Raw genomic sequence first — 14,025 nt, forward strand, 5'->3', positions numbered from 1 at the left:
GGACAGGGCGCCGAGCTGGCGTTTGGCGAATTTTAGTTTGGCGCTCTCTGAGAAATGGGACAGACTTTCCGCTTGAAGCCCAACCGGAAAGCCTGTCCCGGAATGAGCCTCCAGAATGGGATGTACTTTCCGTATGCGGTCCTATCCGGAAAGTACATCCCATTCCAAGCCCAAATTCCGGGACGCACTTTCCGCTGAAGACCTCAACCGGAAACCGCATCCCGTTCTGGACTGTAATTTCGGGGCGCAGTTTCCGCCAGAAGTCTCAACCGGAAACCGCATCCCAGTTTTTGGCCGGCGGGCGGGATGTGCCTCCTCCATTGTTTCCAAATGAATACGCTGTGAGCCGAGGGGGACGGTTCTCCCCGCAAGCACTCTAGTATGCTAAAGTACCCAGAAGACCGGCGGAGCTATGCCGGTCTTCTGTTCTATAAGAAACACAGCATGAGGAGGCTCACCAGATGACGGCCACACCGTGGGGATTCCGGGACATATTGCCCGAGGAGGCTCAGGCACGCGAGGAGATCGCGTATACGGTGAAGGGCTGCTTAAGGGAGCATCATTACCTTCCGGTCGAGACGCCGCTGCTCGAGGACAAGGGTTCGCTCGAGGAGGGCGGCCGCATTGCGGACACGCCGTTTAAGCTCTTTGATGACGACGGTCGCCTGCTGGTGGTCCGTCCCGACAACACGCTGCCGATCGTGCGCCTGGTTTCGACCCGCATGCGTGCGGCCGATCTGCCCCTGCGCCTTCGCTACGAGGCGCCGGTGGTTCGCGAGTGCCAGCGCAATGCCGGTGGCTCGCGTCAGTTTACGCAGCTGGGCTTTGAGCTTATCGGTGCGGGCGATACCGCGGGCGATGTAGAGATTGTTTCGCTGGTGGCCGAGGCCGTGCGTAAGCTGGCGCTTCCCGATGCTCGTATTATCGCAGGTAGCGTGCGTCCTTTTAAGGAGCTGCTCGCGGTGTGCGAGGATCGCGAGCTGGCAGCCGAGGCCCTGCGCTGCGTGCATGCCAACGACTTTGTGGGTCTCGATGCCCGCGTGGCTGCCAGCACCGAGTCTGATGCCGTCAAGGCCGCCATTAGCGAGCTGCCGCGCCTGCACGGTGGTGCCGAGGTGCTCGACCGCGTGGACGCGCTGCTGGAGGCCGCCGGTATCGCCGCGCCGCCGACGCGCGAGCTGCGTGCCCTGGTCGAGGGTTTGGCTCCCGAGGACGCCCAGGTGCTGTCGTTCGATTTCTCCATTATGAACTCTTTCGATTACTACACGGGCCTGGTCTTTAAGGCCTATGCCGGTGGCTTGCCCGATCCGGTCGGTTCGGGCGGACGCTACGACTCCATCTTTACCGGTGCATTTGGCGGCGGCATCGAGGTGCCGGCGGCGGGCTTCGCCTTTTCGCTCGAGCGTTTGGAGGCCGCGCGTACCTCGGCAGAGGACGCTGCTTCCGACGGCGATCACGCCGCGGGCCGTGGCGCCGAGGGTCCGCTGCGCATTGCCGTGCCCAAGGGCTCGCTTAAGGCTGACACGCTCGACGTGCTCGAGGCCGCGGGCCTGGACGTCTCTGAGTTGCGTGACCCCGGCCGTCACCTGATTGTGCGCGGTCGCGACACGCGTGCCGGTGAGGGCACGGTCGGCGATATCGAGTTTGTTATCGTGCGACCCAGCGATGCGCCCGCCTTTGTGGGCTGCGGTGGCGCCGATTGCGGCATCTGCGGCTGGGATTCGCTCATCGAGGCCGACCTCAACCTGCTGCAGCTGGTCGACTTGGGCTATGGCCTGTGCACCTTTATCGAGGCGGAGCCCGCGTGGCGCGCCGGTCAGGCCGAGCGCAACTATGCCCGCCGCGGGTCGCTTCGCGTGGCTACCAAATATCCGCGCATCGCGAGTGCCTGGTATGCCGAGCGCGGTGTGAACGCCGATATCGTCTCGCTGCACGGTAACATCGAGCTGGGCCCCATCGTCGGCATGACCGATCGCATCGTGGATATTACCGCTACGGGTGCCACGCTGCGCGACAACGATTTGGTCATCACCGGCCGCATTATGGACTGCACGGCGCGCTTTTTTGTCAACCCGGGTGCCGCTCGCTTGGATCCGCGCGTACGCAATCTGGCAGATCGCTTGGCGGCGGCCGTTAAGGATAAGCATTTTGAGCCTGTTGCGGGCTCGGCACAATAGCGCGAGCACGCACGGGCGCCCCAACGTCTGGGCTGCGGGCCGATGGGCGCCGCCGCCCGGCCTCTCGTTTTTCGAACACAACCTCGACCGATAGGGGATACCGATATGAAGACTATCAAGCTTGCTCCCGGTGAGCGTCTCGTTACCAACCAGCTCAACCGTAAGGGCGTGCTGCCGCAAAACATCGTCGACGCCGCCCGCGATATCGTGGCCAACGTGCGCGCCAACGGCGATGCCGCGGTGCGCGACTACTGCCAGCGTTTTGATGGTGTTGAGCTGCAGAGCTTCCGTCTGCCGCAAGAGCAGATCGATGCCGCGCTCGAGGGCCTCGATCCGGCCTTTGTCGCGGCGCTCGAGAAGGCTGCGCGCCAGATTCGCGAGTTCCACCAGCGCGAGGTCGAGCAGAGCTGGTTTACCACGCGTGCAGATGGCACCATGCTCGGCGTTAAGGTGACCCCGCTTGCGGCGGCCGGCATCTACGTGCCGGGCGGTCGCGCGCAGTATCCCTCCACGGTGCTCATGAATGCCATTCCCGCCAAGGTCGCCGGCGTCGAGCGCGTGGTCATGGTGACCCCGCCGCAAAAAGATGGCCTGATCAGTCCCTACACGCTCGCGGCGGCAAAGCTCGGCGGCGTGGACGAAATCTATATGGTGGGCGGCGCCCAGGCCGTGGCCGCGCTGGCATACGGTACCGAGACCATTCCTCGCGTCGACAAAATCACCGGTCCGGGCAACGCCTTTGTTGCCGCGGCCAAGCAGATTGTCTCGGGCGACGTGGGCATCGACATGGTCGCCGGTCCCTCCGAGGTCTGCGTGCTGGCAGATGCCACGGCCAAGCCCATGGTGGTCGCGGCCGACCTGATGGCCCAGGCCGAGCACGATCCGCTAGCAGCCTGCTATCTGGTGACCTGCGACGAGCAGTTTGCGCGCGAGGTCGAGGCGGGTATCGACATTTTGGTGGCACAGTCCCCGCGTGCCGAGATCACGCGCGCCTCGCTCGACAACGAGGGCACCATCGTGGTGGCCGCCGATATGGCTGCTGCCGTCGAGGCGGTGAACACCGTGGCGCCCGAACACCTGGAGCTGCACTGCAAGGATGCGATGGGCCTGCTCGGCGGCATTCGCAACGCCGGCGCCATCTTTGTGGGCGCTTGGAGCTCCGAGCCGCTTGGCGATTATGTTGCCGGCCCCAACCACACGCTGCCGACCGGCGGCACGGCCATGTTCTCCAACCCGCTTTCGGTCGAAGAATTCGTCAAGCGCTCGAGCGTCATTTGCTATACGCCCGAGGGCCTGCTCTCGGACGCTCCCGCGACGCAGCGCCTGGCCGAGGCCGAGGGCCTGTGGGCGCACGCGCTTTCCGCCGCGCTGCGTCGCCGTGTGCTGGAGCAGGGCGAGGGTGCCGTGAGTGCTGAGTCTCTGGCCGCGGCCGACCTGACCAAGGTCGCCTGGCCGGGCGACGCCGTGGCGACGGTCGCCGAGGGTGTGGACCTAGCGGCTGCAAGCGCGGATGGCGCTGGCGCGACCGGCGAGGAGGCCTAATATGGCCGAGCTGACGTCTCGCATGAAGGAGCTCGTCCAGCCCTACTTGGCTGGCATTGAGCCCTACAACCCCAACTTTACGCCCACGCGCATCAACCTTTCGGCCAACGAGAACACCTATCCCGTGCCGGCTGGCGTGCGCGAGGCGGTCGACGCCGCCCTGGCTGCCACGCCGCTCAACCGCTACCCCGATCCCATGTCGAACGACCTGCGCGACGAGCTTGCCGCTTGGCATGGCGTGGCGCGCGAGAATATCTGCGTGGGCAACGGCGGCGACGAGCTGCTCTATAACTACCTGCTGGCGTTTGGCGGCGCGGGGCGGACCCTGCTCAACTGCCCACCGTGTTTTAGCGAGTATGCGTTCTTTGCGTCGCTCTGCCAGACCGAGGTGCGCGACGTGTGGCGCGACCCGGCGACCTTTGAGCTCGACCAGGCTGCCGTGCTCGCGGCGGTGCCCGAGTGCAACTTGGCCATTGTGACCTCGCCCAATAACCCCACGGGTGATGTGGCGCCGCTCGACTTTGTCGCGGCCCTGTGCGATGCGTGCCCCGGCATGGTGATGGTCGACGAGGCCTACGTGGAGTTTGCCGATGATTCGTTTGGCGCGGCCACCACAGCGCAGGGACTTATCTCCGAGCATCCCAACCTGGTGATCCTGCATACGCTGTCCAAGGCGTTTGGCGCCGCCGGCACGCGTCTGGGCTATGTGATTGCGGCGCCCGAGGTCATCGACGTGTTCGCGGCGATTCGCCAGATCTATTCGGTCAACGTGCTGAGCCAGGCGGCGGCGCTTGCCTGCGTGCGCGCCCGCGATGCGTATGCGCCCGTGGTGGCACAGGTCGCATCCGAGCGCGAGCGCGAACTGTGTGCCCTGCGCGCAATGGCTGCCGGGGGTCTGCCCGTGGAGGCATGGCCGAGTGCAGCGAACTTTGTGCTCGTGCGCACGCCGCATGCTACGCGCGTGCGTGAGCGCCTGCGCGACGAGTATTCGATTTTGGTGCGCGACTTTAGCTACGCGCCGGGGCTTGCGGACTGTCTGCGCATTACCGTGGGCACCCCGCAGGAAAACGATGAGGTGCTGGCTGCGTTTGCCGCGCTGGTGAAGGAGGAGATGTAGATGAGCCGTTATGCCGAGGTGACCCGCAAGACGGGGGAGACCGATATTGTTGTCAAACTCGACCTGGACGGATGCGGCGTGTGCGATATCTCGACCGGAGTGCCGTTTTTCGACCACATGCTCAACGCCTTTGGCCGCCATGGCCTGTTTGATTTGACGGTGCATGCAGTAGGCGACGTGGAGGTCGACGCGCACCATACCGTCGAGGACACGGGCATTGTGCTGGGTGAGGCGTTTTGCCAAGCGCTGGGCGACAAGGCGGGTATTACGCGCTTTGCAGACGCGGCGATTGCCATGGACGAGACGCTCGTGATGGCCGCCGTGGACATTTCGGGTCGCGGCCAGGCCTACTGCGAGCTGCCCGTGCCGACCGAACGTGTGGGCAGCTTCGATACCGAGCTGGCCGTCGAGTTCTTCTATGCCTTTGCGCGCGATGCCAAGCTCACGCTGCACGTGCGCGAGTTCGCAGGCGGCAACTCGCATCACATTATCGAGGCCGCCTTTAAGGCCGTGGGCCGCACGATGCGCCACGCCTGCGAGCTCGATCCCCGCGTGCAGGGCATCCCCAGCACCAAGGGCTCGCTGTAGCCTGCCAAAAAGGGACAGGTTTATTTTGGCAGGTTTTATCTGCGGAAATGTTGTCTCATACGGTGGGTGAACGTTTAACCGACCAAAATAAACCTGTCCCTTTTTGGCAGGTTTTGAATGGGAAAAAGGAGGGTCGCGTGGGCGAACCGAAGATCGTGGTGGTCGACTACCACAAGGGCAACTTGTCGAGCGTCGTGCGCGGGCTTGTGCGCGCCGGTGCCGCCGCCTGCACGTCGGACGACCCGGAGCAGATCCGCCGCGCCGACGGCCTGGTCATCCCGGGCGTGGGTGCGTTCTATGACGCGATCGCCTTTATGCGCCAGAGCGGCGAGGCGGACGCGGTGCTCGACGCCGTTGCCGCCGGAACTCCGCTGCTCGGCATCTGCCTGGGCCTTCAGCTATTTTTTGAGCGCGGCAACGAGGGCGTGCCTGCGGACGAGGGCGCGGTCGCCGACGGCAGCGCCCCCGAGCAGGCTGGCGGTCCCTGGGTCGATGGCCTGGGCATTATGCGCGGTTCGTGCACGCGCTTGGAGTCGAGCCGACTGAAGGTGCCGCACGTGGGCTGGGACCAGGTGCACATGACGCCCGCCGGTGCGGCCGATCCGCTGCTTGCCGGTTTTGCCGAGGGTGCCAACATGTACTTCACCCACAGCTACGCGGTGGCTGACGACGCCGATGCCGCCGATGTGCTGGCGTGCACACACTATACGCGGAGCTTCCCGTGCATCGTGCGCCATGGCAACGTGTGGGGCTGCCAGTTCCATCCCGAGAAATCCTCCGCGCTGGGTCAGCGCATCCTTAAGAACTTTGTGAGCATCGTCGAGGAGGTTGGCCGATGATCCTGTTTCCCGCAATCGATCTGATTGGCGGCAAGGTCGTGCGCCTGGAGCGCGGTGACCGCAGCCGCTGCAAGGTATATTCCGACGATCCCGTGGCCGTTGCCCGCACGTTTGCCGAACAGGGCGCGAGCTGGGTGCACGTCGTCGACCTGTCCGCTGCCTTTGGCGAGGACGAGGGCGCACGCGCTGCCAACTCGGCGGCGATTAAGGCCATCTGCGGCGTCGACGGTCTGTCCGTGGACGTGGGCGGCGGCGTCCGCTCGCTTGCGCGCATCGACGAGTTGGCAGGCTACGGCGCATGCCGTATCGCGCTGGGCACCGTGCTGGTGACCGAGCCGGGTTTTGCCGAAGTGGCAGCCCAAGGCTTTGGCGAGTTGCTGGTGGCAGACATCGCCGCGCGCGACGGTCAGGTCAAGGTGAACGGCTGGCGCGACGGCGCAGGTGTGGCGCTCGACGATGCCGTGGCGCAGCTTTCCGAGCTGGGCTTTAAGCATCTGGTGTATACCGACATCGCGCGCGATGGCATGCAGACGGGTATCGATGTGGCGGCGTATCGCCATGTGGCCGAGGTCGCGGGCTTTCCCGTCGTGGCATCGGGCGGCATCTCGACGCTCGACGACATCCGCGCACTGGCCGCGGTGGGTGAGGGCGCGATTGAAGGCGCCATTACCGGCCGTGCACTCTACGAGGGCAACTTTACGCTGGCCCAGGCGTTGGCCGCCGCCCGAGGGGAGGAGTAGCCCATGCTTACCAAGCGCGTAATTCCCTGCCTGGACGTCAAGGACGGCCGCGTGGTCAAGGGAGTTAACTTTGTGAGCTTGCGCGATGCGGGCGATCCGGTGGAACTGGCGCGTGCCTACGACCGCGAGGGTGCGGACGAGGTCGTCTTCCTGGACATTACTGCCACGAGCGACAACCGCGCGACGACCATCGAGATGGCGGCGCATGCGGCCGAGGAGCTCGCCATTCCCTATACCGTGGGCGGCGGCTTTCGCGACCTGGCGGGCATGCGCACCATGGTTGCCGCCGGTGCCGACAAGGTGTCGCTCAACTCGGCGGCCGTGCGCGATCCGTCGCTGATTAGCCAAGCTGCCGCGGCGTTTGGCAGCCAGGCTGTGGTCGTGGCGATCGATGCCAAGCGCGTCGGCCTGCCCGGCGCATCCGGTGCCGACAAGTGGGAGGTCTTTACCGCAGGAGGTCGCAACGCCACGGGCATCGACGCGGTGGCGTGGGCCGAGGAGGCGGCTCGTCGCGGCGCCGGCGAGATCTTGCTCACCAGCATGGACCGCGACGGCACCAAGGCCGGCTTTGATTTGGCGCTCACCCGCGCCGTGGCCCGCGCGGCGCCAATCCCCGTCATCGCGAGCGGCGGCGTGGGCACGCTCGAGCATTTTGCCGAGGGCGTGATCGAGGGCGAGGCCGACGCCGTGCTGGCGGCGAGCGTCTTTCACTTTGGAACCTTCAGCATTCGCCAGGTGAAGGAGTATATGGCCTCTCAAGGCATCCCTGTCAGGTTGGACTTCTAGCGCTGCGGCTTGCCCAGGCACCCGACCTTCCGGCTCCAACCCTCCTCGCGTACTTAAGTACGCGTCGTCGGGCTTGTCGCTCGGAATCTCGGGCACCTGGACAACCCTCGCCGACCTGCGAAGTTTGAATTTGGGGAGAGAAATGGAAGAGATAACCGATCCTTCAAAGCTTGCGTACGACGCCCGTGGGCTGATTCCTTGTGTGGTTCAGCAGTATGACACCGGCGAGGTGCTCATGGTTGCCTGGATGAACGAGGAGTCGGTGGGGCTGACGCTCGAGACCGGCACCACGTGGTTTTGGAGCCGCAGTCGCCAGGAGCTCTGGAACAAGGGCGCGACGAGCGGCAACATGCAGGAGGTTCGCGAACTCTGGGCCGACTGCGATAGCGATACGCTGCTGGTCAAGGTCGACTCGCCGGGTCCGGCCTGCCATACCGGCAACCGTACCTGCTTCTTTAAGAAACTCGCGTAGGGCGGGCGCTCGACCAGGCGCTTGGCCGACCAGAAAGGATTGAACCATGGGTGTGCGTACCGCAAACGTTCAGGATGGAAATATCGGCGAGACGCTAACGGGGCTGGCCGAGGTGATTCACGGTCGTCGCGATGCGTCGCCGCAGGAAAGCTATACCGCTCGACTGCTGACCGATGTGGAGGATGAGCTGCTCAAGAAGCTTGCCGAGGAGGCGAGCGAGGTGATCATGGCCTGCAAGGATAACGACCATGATCACATTCGCTACGAGGCTGGCGACCTGGTCTACCACCTGCTCGTGACGCTTGAGCGCTACGGCATTACCCTCGACGAGCTGGCCGGCGAACTCAACGCCCGCCGCCACTAGTCGTTAAAGAACGTCCCCGATGACCATAGAAGTTGCGGTGGAACAGTTCTTGTTTGACGGTCTTAGGGCTATAAATAGGAGCTATTTCACCGCAACTTATGAAGGGATGGCTAGGCGAGGGGTGTGGACTCCCATTCGCCGGTGGGGTGGGGGATGTCGAAGGTTCGGTAGCCGCAGTCGTAGGCATGGGCTTGGGCCTCGCGGATATTCCAGCAAATATCACAGGCGCGGTGCGCATCCGAGCCAAAGGTAATGGGCGCCTCAGCATGGGCAAAGCAGCGCAAAAGGCCGGTCGCGGGATAGTAGTCGTCGAGCCCCTTGCGCGGTGCGGCGGTCGAGACCTCAACGCGGCGGCCCGTATCGTGCGCACACTCGGCCATCTGCCGCCAAAACGGTGCGGGGTCAAAATCGGGCGCAAAGCCTTCCTTCGAAAAGCGCATGACCAGGTCGGGGTGAGCCATCACATCAAAGTTGAGCGAGCTTTCGCAGGCGCGGCACCAATCATCGACGTAGCGCTCCCACACGCCGCGCACGCCTAAGTTTTCCCAAACGTGCAGGTTGGTGTCGTCGTCGATCCAGCCACAGCGTGAGTCGGGCGTATCGGGGCGTGCGACGCCCTCTGTCCCCGTCGTGCCCGCAGCGCCTGCCATGATATTGCCCGGGCTACCAATCCAATGCACGCTGCCCAGGCGTACGACGGCGCCCCGGGACCAGCGCTCAACCAAAGGCTCGCAGCCTTCGTACCAATCGCACTCAAAGCCATAGACAAGCTCGAGCTCCGGCGCAATCTGCGCGGCAAGCTTGCGGGCATCCTCAAAAGCCAGACGATGCGCCGGCAGGTCGCCCTCGACAACCTGCACCTCGCAGGTGGCATCCATGCTGGCAGGCAGGGTAAGGTGATCGGTCGAGACCATGGTGCGGCAACCGGCCGCAGCAGCGGCGCGGACGTTGTCTTCAAACGAGGCGTGTCCGTCCGAAAACGAGGTGTGAGTATGGCAATCGACCAGCGGGCAAGCAGGCATGGCGGCTCCTTTACGTCAAGCGAATCTGCTCCATTGTAACGGCGCGGCCCCCAGTGCGATGTGCGCGCCGTGGGCCGAAATCGACTGGAAAGGACGGGCAGCGCATAAGGGCGGGCTCGCGACATCGGCCTTGCTTCGAATCATGTACCTCAGCTTCCAAAACCGACAAAAAATGACATGTTTGGAGGCTGATGTACATGTTTGGCCGAGGCGGTGGAGTGTCGGTTCTTGCAGACAAGGAAAATCGCGCTCATCGCGCGCCGCCACACTTGCGCCGCTCGCGATGTGCTAGCGTTTGGGTGAATAAAACGAGCCCGTGCGGAAAGGAGCCGGACCGTATGCAACGTGGAAGTACATCTCCGCTGTCCCGCGAGACCGATGCGCCCGAAACCATCGTCAAGCTGGAGTGCGACATCGACGACGCGTCGCCCGAGGTGCTCGCCTACGCCGCCGACCGCCTGCGCGAGGCCGGCGCGCGCGAGGTGCACTGGCTGCCCCTCTATTGCAAGAAAGGCCGCCCTGGCTGGCAGTTGCAGGTAATCTGCACCCACGAGGATATCGAGCGCCTGCAGACGATCATCTTTTTGGAAACCACGACCAATGGCATCCGCCGCCAGGTTATGGAGCGCGTTTGCCTGCCGCGCTACTTTGAGCGCGTAACGACGCCGTGGGGCGAGGTGTCCGTCAAGGTGGCCACCTTGCCCGACGGCAGTGAGCGTGCGGCGCCCGAGTACGAAGACTGCGCCCGCCTTGCCCGTGAGCACAATGTGCCGCTCCAACGCGTGATGCAGGCGGCCCAGAGCGCGGCACTGCGATTTGAATAACGCGGCTGGTGGCGACATTCCGCGCCCGGCCACGTCAACCCCACCCCGAAAGGACCTCCATGAAATACCTCATCGCTTCTGACATCCACGGCTCGGCATATTGGACCGAGCGCCTCTGCGCCGCCATCGAAGCCGAGCAGCCCGACCGCATCGTCCTGCTGGGCGACCTGCTTTATCACGGTCCGCGCAACGACCTGCCGCGCGACTACGCTCCCAAGCGCGTGATCCCGCTGCTCAACGCCCTGGCCGACCGCATTATCGCGGTGCGCGGCAACTGCGACGCCGAGGTCGACCAGATGGTTCTCGACTTTCCCGTCATGGCCGACTACGCCACACTGTTCGACGAGGTCGGCCGCGAGCTGTTCCTGACGCACGGCCACGTCTTTGGCGCCGGCATGCACAACAGCGTCGACCACGCGCCCGCGCTGCCCGAGGGCTCCGCGCTCGTCTACGGTCACACGCACGTCAAGGTCAACGAGGAAAGCACCGCACACCCGGGTCTGTGGCTCTTCAATCCCGGCAGCGTGAGCATCCCCAAGGACGGCACGCACAGCTATGGTATCTACGAGGGCGGCGTGTTCCGCCATGTGATCATGGAGGAGGACTAACCATGGCCGAGCACATGGCTCAGCAAAATGCCGAAGGTTCGCGCGACCTGTCCACGCTGGTCGATGCATCGGCCGAGTTACAACATCTGGTACAGACTATCTGGCGCTTGCGTCAGCCCGACGGCTGCCCGTGGGACCGCGAGCAGACGCACCAGAGCATTGGCAAGAACATGATCGAGGAGGCCTACGAGGCGCTCGACTGCATCGAGGCGGATGACGCGGCCCATCTTCGCGAGGAGCTGGGCGATGTGCTCATGCAGGTCGTGTTGCATGCGCAGATCGCGGCGGACGCCGGCGAGTTTACGCTGGCCGACGTGGCGCGCGATATCGACGCCAAGCTCATTCGCCGCCATCCGCACGTGTTTGGCGATGTGGATGCCGACAACTCCGACGAGGTGCTCAAGATTTGGGACGAGGTCAAACTTGCCGAGAAGGCCGCCAAGGACCAGGCCGTGGCGGCGGGCGAGGCTGCGCCCGAGGGCCTGCTCGACGGCGTGCCCACGCATCTGCCGGCGCTGATGCAGGCTCAGAAGGTGTCGCGCAAGGCGGCTGCCGTGGGCTTTGAGTGGGATACGGTCCAGGACGTGTGGGACGAGGTCGCCGAGGAACGTGCCGAGTTTGAGGCCGAGGAACCCGGCTCGCCCGAGCGCGAGATGGAGTTTGGCGACCTGCTCTTTGCCCTGGTCAACGTTGCGCGCAAGGAGGGCATCGACGCCGAGAGCGCCCTTCGTGCCAGCACGGCAAAGTTCCGCCGCCGTTGGGCCGCAATGGAGCAGATGGCGGCCGATGCCCATGTTGATCTTGCCGAGCTTTCGACCCACGGGCTCAACGACCTGTGGGATGCCGCAAAGGCAGAGGAGTAGGACACGGTGTTGGTCGGCGGGGCGTAAGGGCGGCGCCCCGTCGACTTGCCCGTTGGCGACCACGCGCGCTCGAGTAATGGATTTGTCCTACGGCTCGTCCGGCTGGTCCGCCCGCGTGCTATAACTAAAGGACTTAGCGCAAACAAACCTCAACCGCACAAGGCGCACATGGATCAGTTTTACGACAACAGGCACTATTCCGCCGGTTCGCGCGAACCGTCACCTCGCCGTGCGCATTCGGTGCAGCTTGGCGGGTCTGGTTATGCTGGCGCTGATCGCTCCAGGTATAGCTCGCCGGCGACTTCGCATCCTAATGCTCAGCCAAATAGTTCCTCGGACAGTCCGGTGCGCCCATCGCGTTCCAAGCATGCGTCGCGCCCTTCGACCCAGGCGTCCGACAAGCCGCGCCGTCCCTCAAGCCGTCTTTCGGGCTCGGACTTTATGCACTACGCCAACGATAACGCGGTGGTCAAGGCAATCTATGATTTTACCCACGGTCCCCAGCGAGGGCTGTTTGTTGGCATTGTCGTCGCCCTGGCGCTCGTGAGCCTGTACTTCCCGGTGCGCGACCTGTATGTGGCAAAACGCTCGAGCGACATCTTGGCCAAGCAGGTCGAGATTCGCGAGCAATATAATGACGACCTGCAAAAAAGCGTCGACAAGCTGCTCTCGGAGGAGGGCATTAAGGACGCGGCGACCGAGGACCTGGGTCTGGTGATGCCCGGCGAGAAGAGGATTGAAGTGCAGGGCCTGGACGACGATTCCGATACCTCGTCGAGCCAGAAGTCGTCGAACGCCAAGAAGGCCAGCGAAGTTGCCAAGGAAATCGAAGAGGTCGGCAAGGACGCGCCGTGGTACATCCAGACGCTCGACATGCTGTTTGGATTTAACGGCGTCGAGGGCCAGGCAGTCGTGTCCAATGGCGAGTAGCGCCCGGAGGGGGGCCGCAATGACGAATTGCAAACGATATAAGGTGGCGGCGATTGACCTGGGAACGGTGTCGTCGCGACTGGTGCTGGCCCAGGTCGAGGACGGGGCGATCGTGGAATCGTCCAAGCATACCGAGATTACCGACTTGGGCGAGGGCGTGGACGCAACGGGGCGCTTTTGCGAGGCGGCCGTTGGGCGCGTGCTCGCTGCGTGCCGAATGTTTGTGGACGAGGCCCGTGCCTTTGGGGCCGCGTGCATCTGCACCACGTGCACGAGCGCCGCGCGCGATGCGTCCAATGCCGCGCTGCTGCTGGACGGCCTGCGCGAGCTGGGGCTCGAGCCGCAGGTGATTCCGGGCGAGGTCGAGGCGCGCCTGACGTTTTTTGGCGTGGCGCACGACTTTGCCGGCGAGCGCATCATTGTTGCCGATTCGGGTGGCGGATCCACGGAGCTCGCGACGGGCGTCTATGCGCCGGAGCGTGGGATCTTTGCGCTGGAGGGAACGCGCTCGCTGGACATCGGTTGTCGCCGCGTGACGGAGCGGTTTTTCTCGGCGCTGCCGCCAACGGGCAGCGAGCTTGCCGCCGCTGGCGCGTGGGCAAACGAGCAGTTTGCGGGCTACTTTAAGAGCTTGCCGGTCGACTTTGAGCGAGCCGAGCGCCTGGTCGCGGTGGGTGGCACCGTCACCACGCTCGTTGCGCTCGTTCACGAGCTGGAGCCGTATGATTCGAGTTTTGTGCACCTGCGCGAGCTTTCGCTGGACCAGGTTTCGGCCGCTATCGAGCGCATGTCCTCGCTGGATGTCGCGGGCATCGCCGCGTTGCCAGGCGTGCAACCCAAGCGTGCGGGCGTGATCCTGGCTGGTGCTGTGGTGATTCGCGAGCTCATGCGAGCCGGCGGCTACGACGCGCTCACTGTAAGCGAGAACAGCCTGCTCGCCGGAATGGCCGCCACCATCAACGAGGTTCTCGACGGCGCGACCCCCACCATCGCCTGGACCCCCAGCCTCAGCGTCCTTTAACTATCCCCTCATAAGTTGCGGTGAAATAGTTCCTAAATGGGCTGATAAACTGCCAAAACAGGAACTATTCCACCGCAACTTAGAGGCTTGACGGTGTCCAAAAGAAACGAGCCCGCATTCCAAAGGGACACG

The 14,025-nt window shown here is 64.2% G+C and carries 15 protein-coding genes; 14 read left to right on the plus strand and 1 reads right to left on the minus strand.

Features of this window, described 5'->3' with window-relative positions; translation table 11 throughout:
• The first annotated feature begins 461 nt into the window (after positions 1-461).
• From hisG to hisE, 9 genes are all read left to right on the plus strand, one after another.
• Positions 462-2,177 carry an ATP phosphoribosyltransferase gene (gene hisG, locus ACTQX9_RS00285; protein ID WP_441540182.1) on the plus strand — a complete coding sequence of 572 codons (1,716 nt, stop codon included), beginning with the start codon at positions 462-464 and terminating at the stop codon, positions 2,175-2,177.
• Positions 2,178-2,282: 105 nt separating this feature from the next.
• Complete coding sequence (gene hisD, locus ACTQX9_RS00290) at positions 2,283-3,719, plus strand: histidinol dehydrogenase (protein ID WP_152067999.1); 1,437 nt, start codon at positions 2,283-2,285, stop codon at positions 3,717-3,719.
• A 1-nt stretch (position 3,720) separates the two neighbouring features.
• Positions 3,721-4,836 (plus strand): histidinol-phosphate transaminase, encoded by a 1,116-nt coding sequence (gene hisC, locus ACTQX9_RS00295; protein ID WP_441540183.1) that lies wholly within the window; start codon positions 3,721-3,723, stop codon positions 4,834-4,836.
• A complete protein-coding gene (hisB, locus tag ACTQX9_RS00300) occupies positions 4,837-5,424 on the plus strand; it encodes an imidazoleglycerol-phosphate dehydratase HisB (protein ID WP_441540184.1) in 588 nt (195 codons plus the stop codon).
• A gap of 137 nt (positions 5,425-5,561) precedes the next feature.
• Positions 5,562-6,263, plus strand: coding sequence for an imidazole glycerol phosphate synthase subunit HisH (locus tag ACTQX9_RS00305; RefSeq protein ID WP_427728478.1), 702 nt, complete (start codon positions 5,562-5,564; stop codon positions 6,261-6,263).
• Positions 6,260-7,003: a HisA/HisF-related TIM barrel protein gene (locus ACTQX9_RS00310; RefSeq protein ID WP_427718862.1), complete on the plus strand. Its 744-nt coding sequence runs from the start codon at positions 6,260-6,262 to the stop codon at positions 7,001-7,003. The genes ACTQX9_RS00305 and ACTQX9_RS00310 overlap by 4 nt, the downstream gene beginning before the upstream one ends.
• A 3-nt stretch (positions 7,004-7,006) precedes the next feature.
• Entirely contained in the window at positions 7,007-7,789 is a 783-nt protein-coding gene (gene hisF / locus ACTQX9_RS00315; protein ID WP_441540185.1) for an imidazole glycerol phosphate synthase subunit HisF, read from the plus strand.
• Positions 7,790-7,931: 142 nt separating this feature from the next.
• Positions 7,932-8,261 carry a phosphoribosyl-AMP cyclohydrolase gene (gene hisI / locus ACTQX9_RS00320; RefSeq protein WP_427728483.1) on the plus strand — a complete coding sequence of 110 codons (330 nt, stop codon included), beginning with the start codon at positions 7,932-7,934 and terminating at the stop codon, positions 8,259-8,261.
• Positions 8,262-8,307: 46 nt separating this feature from the next.
• Positions 8,308-8,625 carry a phosphoribosyl-ATP diphosphatase gene (gene hisE, locus ACTQX9_RS00325; protein ID WP_006235893.1) on the plus strand — a complete coding sequence of 106 codons (318 nt, stop codon included), beginning with the start codon at positions 8,308-8,310 and terminating at the stop codon, positions 8,623-8,625.
• A 110-nt stretch (positions 8,626-8,735) separates the two neighbouring features.
• Here hisE and ACTQX9_RS00330 read toward each other — a convergent pair whose 3' ends face one another.
• Complete coding sequence (locus tag ACTQX9_RS00330) at positions 8,736-9,647, minus strand: PHP domain-containing protein (protein WP_441540186.1); 912 nt, start codon at positions 9,645-9,647, stop codon at positions 8,736-8,738.
• Between the two features lie 338 nt (positions 9,648-9,985).
• Between ACTQX9_RS00330 and larC the strand changes: the two genes are divergently transcribed.
• The 5 genes from larC (at position 9,986) to ACTQX9_RS00355 (ending at position 13,893) form a co-directional block, all read left to right on the plus strand.
• A complete protein-coding gene (gene larC, locus ACTQX9_RS00335; RefSeq protein ID WP_441540187.1) occupies positions 9,986-10,471 on the plus strand; it encodes a nickel insertion protein in 486 nt (161 codons plus the stop codon).
• A gap of 59 nt (positions 10,472-10,530) precedes the next feature.
• Complete coding sequence (gene yfcE / locus ACTQX9_RS00340; protein ID WP_441540188.1) at positions 10,531-11,079, plus strand: phosphodiesterase; 549 nt, start codon at positions 10,531-10,533, stop codon at positions 11,077-11,079.
• A gap of 2 nt (positions 11,080-11,081) precedes the next feature.
• Positions 11,082-11,942, plus strand: coding sequence for a nucleoside triphosphate pyrophosphohydrolase (gene mazG / locus ACTQX9_RS00345; RefSeq protein WP_441540189.1), 861 nt, complete (start codon positions 11,082-11,084; stop codon positions 11,940-11,942).
• A gap of 168 nt (positions 11,943-12,110) precedes the next feature.
• Positions 12,111-12,872, plus strand: a complete 762-nt coding sequence (locus ACTQX9_RS00350; protein ID WP_441540190.1) for a hypothetical protein — start codon at positions 12,111-12,113, stop codon at positions 12,870-12,872.
• A gap of 19 nt (positions 12,873-12,891) precedes the next feature.
• Entirely contained in the window at positions 12,892-13,893 is a 1,002-nt protein-coding gene (locus ACTQX9_RS00355) for a Ppx/GppA phosphatase family protein (RefSeq protein ID WP_441540191.1), read from the plus strand.
• Positions 13,894-14,025 lie beyond the last annotated feature (132 nt).

Origin of the sequence: Collinsella sp. LCP19S3_F2 (assembly GCF_052121015.1) — a bacterium.
In the GTDB taxonomy this organism is placed as follows: Bacteria; Actinomycetota; Coriobacteriia; order Coriobacteriales; family Coriobacteriaceae; genus Collinsella.

What these genes read in the sequence shown, in the direction of transcription:
- hisG (WP_441540182.1), top strand. Translation starts at nt 462, where the DNA reads ATGACGGCCACACCGTGGGGATTCCGGGACATATTGCCCGAGGAGGCT.
- hisD (WP_152067999.1), top strand. Translation starts at nt 2,283, where the DNA reads ATGAAGACTATCAAGCTTGCTCCCGGTGAGCGTCTCGTTACCAACCAG.
- hisC (WP_441540183.1), top strand. Translation starts at nt 3,721, where the DNA reads ATGGCCGAGCTGACGTCTCGCATGAAGGAGCTCGTCCAGCCCTACTTG.
- hisB (WP_441540184.1), top strand. Translation starts at nt 4,837, where the DNA reads ATGAGCCGTTATGCCGAGGTGACCCGCAAGACGGGGGAGACCGATATT.
- ACTQX9_RS00310 (WP_427718862.1), top strand. Translation starts at nt 6,260, where the DNA reads ATGATCCTGTTTCCCGCAATCGATCTGATTGGCGGCAAGGTCGTGCGC.
- hisF (WP_441540185.1), top strand. Translation starts at nt 7,007, where the DNA reads ATGCTTACCAAGCGCGTAATTCCCTGCCTGGACGTCAAGGACGGCCGC.
- hisI (WP_427728483.1), top strand. Translation starts at nt 7,932, where the DNA reads ATGGAAGAGATAACCGATCCTTCAAAGCTTGCGTACGACGCCCGTGGG.
- hisE (WP_006235893.1), top strand. Translation starts at nt 8,308, where the DNA reads ATGGGTGTGCGTACCGCAAACGTTCAGGATGGAAATATCGGCGAGACG.
- ACTQX9_RS00330 (WP_441540186.1), bottom strand. Translation starts at nt 9,647, where the DNA reads ATGCCTGCTTGCCCGCTGGTCGATTGCCATACTCACACCTCGTTTTCG.
- larC (WP_441540187.1), top strand. Translation starts at nt 9,986, where the DNA reads ATGCAACGTGGAAGTACATCTCCGCTGTCCCGCGAGACCGATGCGCCC.
- yfcE (WP_441540188.1), top strand. Translation starts at nt 10,531, where the DNA reads ATGAAATACCTCATCGCTTCTGACATCCACGGCTCGGCATATTGGACC.
- mazG (WP_441540189.1), top strand. Translation starts at nt 11,082, where the DNA reads ATGGCCGAGCACATGGCTCAGCAAAATGCCGAAGGTTCGCGCGACCTG.
- ACTQX9_RS00350 (WP_441540190.1), top strand. Translation starts at nt 12,111, where the DNA reads ATGGATCAGTTTTACGACAACAGGCACTATTCCGCCGGTTCGCGCGAA.
- ACTQX9_RS00355 (WP_441540191.1), top strand. Translation starts at nt 12,892, where the DNA reads ATGACGAATTGCAAACGATATAAGGTGGCGGCGATTGACCTGGGAACG.